The sequence below is a fragment of the Candidatus Erwinia dacicola genome (assembly GCF_001756855.1).
Taxonomy (GTDB): domain Bacteria; phylum Pseudomonadota; class Gammaproteobacteria; order Enterobacterales; family Enterobacteriaceae; genus Erwinia; species Erwinia dacicola.
Genome location: NZ_MAYS01000267.1, coordinates 1 through 4,639 on the forward strand (window position 1 = coordinate 1; position 4,639 = coordinate 4,639).

5 protein-coding genes and 1 pseudogene are annotated in these 4,639 nt (G+C 48.8%); all 6 read left to right on the forward strand.

Going from position 1 to position 4,639, the window contains the following annotated elements:
* Positions 1–167 precede the first annotated feature (167 nt).
* Positions 168–1,139 carry a cysteine synthase A gene (cysK, locus tag BBW68_RS07940; RefSeq protein WP_070134749.1) on the forward strand — a complete coding sequence of 324 codons (972 nt, stop codon included), beginning with the start codon at positions 168–170 and terminating at the stop codon, positions 1,137–1,139.
* Positions 1,140–1,149: 10 nt separating this feature from the next.
* The gene (locus BBW68_RS07945; RefSeq protein ID WP_245675233.1) at positions 1,150–1,344 is read left to right on the forward strand and encodes a hypothetical protein; all 195 of its coding nucleotides are present in this window, start codon (positions 1,150–1,152) and stop codon (positions 1,342–1,344) included.
* A 187-nt stretch (positions 1,345–1,531) separates the two neighbouring features.
* Entirely contained in the window at positions 1,532–1,789 is a 258-nt protein-coding gene (gene ptsH, locus BBW68_RS07950) for a phosphocarrier protein Hpr (RefSeq protein WP_070134751.1), read from the forward strand.
* Between the two features lie 221 nt (positions 1,790–2,010).
* On the forward strand, positions 2,011–3,738 hold the full coding sequence (ptsI, locus tag BBW68_RS07955; RefSeq protein ID WP_070134753.1) for a phosphoenolpyruvate-protein phosphotransferase PtsI: 1,728 nt from the start codon (positions 2,011–2,013) through the stop codon (positions 3,736–3,738).
* Between the two features lie 42 nt (positions 3,739–3,780).
* Positions 3,781–4,284: a PTS glucose transporter subunit IIA gene (crr, locus tag BBW68_RS07960; protein WP_070134755.1), complete on the forward strand. Its 504-nt coding sequence runs from the start codon at positions 3,781–3,783 to the stop codon at positions 4,282–4,284.
* Positions 4,285–4,434: 150 nt separating this feature from the next.
* Positions 4,435–4,639: pseudogene (locus BBW68_RS07965) on the forward strand (hypothetical protein); the annotation flags it as partial.

The following is a 4,639-nucleotide window of genomic DNA, read 5'->3' on the forward strand; positions in this document are numbered from 1 at the left end:
ACTCATCAATAACTTTGCAACAATGCCCTCAAAAGTGCCTCTTATGCCATTTCAGTAGGGCTTATTTCCAGCGAACATATCTATATACGATTTCTTCACTTCCTTGTGAAATTGAACAAGGTATACTCTAAGTCAATCCTAAAATTTCAGACAGTTAAGGACAGGCTATGAGCAAGATCTATGAAGATAACTCTTTAACAATCGGTCATACGCCGCTAGTTCGACTGAACCGCATCGGTAATGGACGCGTTCTGGCTAAAGTTGAATCGCGTAACCCTAGCTTTAGTATCAAATGCCGTATCGGTGCCAATATGATTTGGGACGCGGAAAAACGCGGAATTCTGAAACCGGGCATCGAACTGGTGGAACCGACCAGCGGCAACACCGGTATTGCGCTGGCCTATGTTGCAGCAGCGCGCGGCTACAAGCTGACGCTGACCATGCCGGAAACCATGAGCGTTGAGCGCCGTAAACTGTTGAAAGCTCTCGGTGCTAACTTGGTGTTGACCGAAGGTGCGAAAGGTATGAAAGGGGCAATCAGCAAGGCAGAAGAGATTGTCGCCAGTAACCCGGATAAATTCGTGCTGCTGCAGCAGTTCAGCAACCCAGCAAACCCGGAGATCCACGAGAAAACCACTGGCCCGGAAATTTGGGAAAACACTGATGGCGAAGTGGATGTCTTTATTGCCGGTGTCGGTACCGGTGGCACCCTGACCGGGGTGAGCCGCTACATTAAAAACACCAAAGGCAAAAAAGACCTGATCACCGTGGCGGTAGAACCAACTGACTCCCCGGTCATTGCTCAAGCGATGGCTGGCGAAGAGATCAAACCCGGCCCGCATAAAATTCAGGGCATCGGCGCTGGCTTTATTCCTAGCAACCTCGATCTTAACCTAGTTGACCGCGTGGTCGCCATCACCAATGAAGAGGCGATCTCCGCCGCACGTCGTCTGATGGAAGAGGAAGGTATTCTTGCCGGCATCTCTTCCGGGGCAGCCGTTGCCGCCGCGCTGAAACTGCAGGAAGGCGAAGCGTTTGCCAACAAAAATATCGTGGTAATCCTGCCCTCTTCCGGCGAGCGTTATCTGTCAACGGCCCTGTTTGCAGATCTGTTTACTGAGAAAGAATTGCAGCAGTAATGGCGGCTGGATGAAATTGTCTGAAAAAGCACCCAAATGGGTGCTTTTTTGTGGACTGCGTCAAACTTTTATCACCCTGCAGATTGATTTTACCCTCGTGTGTCTGGTATTTAGACTGCCAATTATTTCGATCCGTAGAATTAATCGCGGCGTGAACTGGATCAAGCTGAATCGATTTACTGGTTTGGCGCTGAAAGGTAAATAGCGGCATAATGGTAGTTGGGAAAGCGAGGCGGAAATTCTGGATTTTTACTCAATCTTAACTCCACCTTACCAGCGCATTTTGGGGCCAGTCTTCATACCATGCCAGCGCGACTCAATACAGGCTAAAGTCATGCCTCTAGGCTGCGCTTTGGATCAACAACACCAAACCATGAAGTTGGGGAAACATAATGTTCCAGCAAGAAGTCACCATTACCGCACCAAACGGCCTACACACTCGTCCAGCAGCTCAGTTCGTTAAAGAAGCGAAAGCCTTCTTTTCCGAAATCATCGTTACTTCTAACGGCAAATCTGCCAGCGCTAAAAGCTTGTTCAAGCTGCAGACGCTGGGCCTGACTCAGGGCACCGTTGTCACCCTGTCAGCAGAAGGCGAAGATGAGCAGAAAGCCGTTGAGCATCTGGTTAAACTGATGGCTGAACTCGAGTAATCAGCACACTTTCTAGCTGTCCAGCGCAGTGTTTCAGGACAGATTATTGCAATATTGATCGATTGATCGCGGACAGTACGTCCGCGATGTTGCTTTCGTAAAGTAGTCGAAAGTAGTCAACATACATTGCATTCTGTTCCGACTCGCTAAGTGGATCAACCGATGCAGTCATCTGGGCTACTTTGCTTCAGATGATTATCAGAGAAAGAAAAGGTAGGGTTATGATTTCAGGCATTTTAGCATCACCGGGTATCGCTTTTGGCAAGGCGCTTCTGCTGAAAGAAGATGAGATTATCATCAACCGGAAGAAGATTACTGCCGACCAAGTTGATCAGGAAGTTCAGCGTTTTCTTGATGGTCGTAAAAAGGCTGTCGTGCAGCTGGAAGCGGTCAAAATCAAAGCCGGGGAAACCTTCGGTGAAGAAAAAGAAGCGATCTTCGAGGGGCATATCATGCTGCTGGAAGATGAAGAGCTTGAGCAGGAAATCATTGCCCTGATTAGAGACGAGCATGCCACTGCGGATGCCGCTGCCTTTTCCGTGATCGAAGGCCAGGCGAAAGCGCTGGAAGAGCTCGATGACGAATATCTGAAAGAACGTGCTGCCGACGTCCGTGATATCGGTAAGCGCCTGCTGCAAAATATCTTGGGTCTGCATATCGTTGACCTCAGCGCTATCAACGAAGAAATTCTGCTGATCACTAAAGATCTGACGCCGTCAGAAACTGCGCAGCTGAACCTGAATAAAGTGCTTGGCTTTATCACCGATATCGGTGGCCGCACCTCACACACCTCGATCATGGCCCGTTCACTTGAACTGCCCGCTATCGTAGGTACCGGAGATGTGACCAGCCAGGTTAAAAACGACGATTTCCTGATTCTCGATGGCGTCAACAACCAAGTGTACGTGAATCCAACACCTGAGAAAATCGATGAGCTGAAAGCGGTTGCCCACCAGTATCTCAGCGAGAAAAACAAGCTGGCGAAGCTGAAAGATCTGCCTGCTGTGACGCTTGACGGTCACCAGGTTGAAGTGTGCGCCAACATCGGTACCGTACGCGATGTGGCAGGTGCAGAGCGCAACGGTGCTGAAGGCGTAGGCCTGTACCGTACCGAGTTCCTGTTTATGGACCGTGATTCACTGCCAACCGAAGAAGAACAGTTCCAGACGTATAAAGCCGTCGCGGAAGCTGTGGGTTCTCAGGCGGTGATCGTGCGTACTATGGATATCGGCGGTGACAAAGATCTGCCATACATGAACCTGCCAAAAGAAGACAACCCGTTCCTCGGCTGGCGCGCAATCCGCATCTGTATGGACCGCAAAGAAATTCTGGATGCCCAGTTGCGCGCGATTTTATGTGCCTCCTCATTTGGCAAGCTTCGCATCATGTTCCCGATGGTAATTTCCGTTGAAGAAGTACGCTTCCTGAAAGCCGAACTGGAAACGCTGAAAGCTCAGCTGCGTGCTGAAAGCAAATCCTTCGACGAGAGCATTGAAGTCGGCATTATGGTGGAAACACCTGCCTCGGCCGTTATCGCTCACCATCTGGCAAAAGAAGTTGATTTCTTTAGTATTGGGACAAACGACCTGACTCAGTATACTCTGGCTGTGGATCGTGGTAACGACCTAATTTCCCATCTCTACAACCCAATGTCTCCTTCCGTTCTGACGCTGATTAAGCAGGTTATTGATGCTTCTCATGCCGAAGGCAAGTGGACTGGTATGTGCGGTGAGCTGGCAGGCGACGAACGTGCTATACTACTGCTATTGGGAATGGGGCTGGACGAATTCAGCATGAGTGCCATTTCTATCCCACGCATCAAGAAAATTATTCGTAATACGAATTTTGAAGATGCGAAAGCATTGGCAGAGCAGGCTCTGGCTCAACCGACAGCGGATGAATTGATGAACTTGGTCAACAAGTTCATTGAAGAAAAAACACTTTGCTGAAGCCTGAGACGCTGGTCCAATATTACTGCTTAGGAGAAGAACATGGGTTTGTTTTCAAAACTTTTTGGCGATAAGTCAGATTCCGCATCTGGTGCCATTGAGATCGTAGCACCGCTGTCTGGCGAAATCGTTAATATCGAAGATGTACCGGACGTCGTGTTTGCGGAGAAAATTGTTGGCGACGGTATCGCTATCAAACCTACTGGCAATAAAATGGTTGCGCCGGTTGATGGCACCATCGGTAAGATTTTCGAAACCAATCATGCTTTTTCCATCAAGTCTGACAATGGCATTGAGCTGTTTGTCCACTTCGGTATCGACACGGTTGAGCTGAAAGGCGAAGGCTTCAAACGCATCGCTGAAGAAGGCCAGAAAGTGAAAAAAGGCGGCGTCGTGATTGAGTTCGATCTGGCTCTGCTGGAAGAGAAAGCAAAATCGACGCTGACACCAGTGGTGATCTCCAATATGGATGAGATCAAAGAGCTGGTTAAGCTGACGGGCAGCGTTGTGGTGGGTGAAACTCCGGTTATCCGCATTAAGAAGTAACGCTACCGTTAACGTAAAAAGCCCCCCGTAGGCAGCTGCAGGGGGCTTTTTTTATGCCTGTGGGGTACTGTAGTGGTCGAGCCTGTACACGAGATTGTGTAATTGCCTGATTTTGATATGTTCAATTCAACATAAAAAACAGGTCAAATTATGGACGTAAAACAGTTACAGGCTCTGACTAATGAACTGACCAAAAATCTCAAAACCCTAGAGGATCTCAATCAGTTCGATCGGCTGCTGAAAAAAAGTTAGTGTGGAAGCCGCCCTCAATGCCGAAATAACTTACCATCTCGGGTACGATAAAAACCAGCCTAGGACCAGTAGCAATGCCCGTAATGGGCACTGTTGCAAAGAT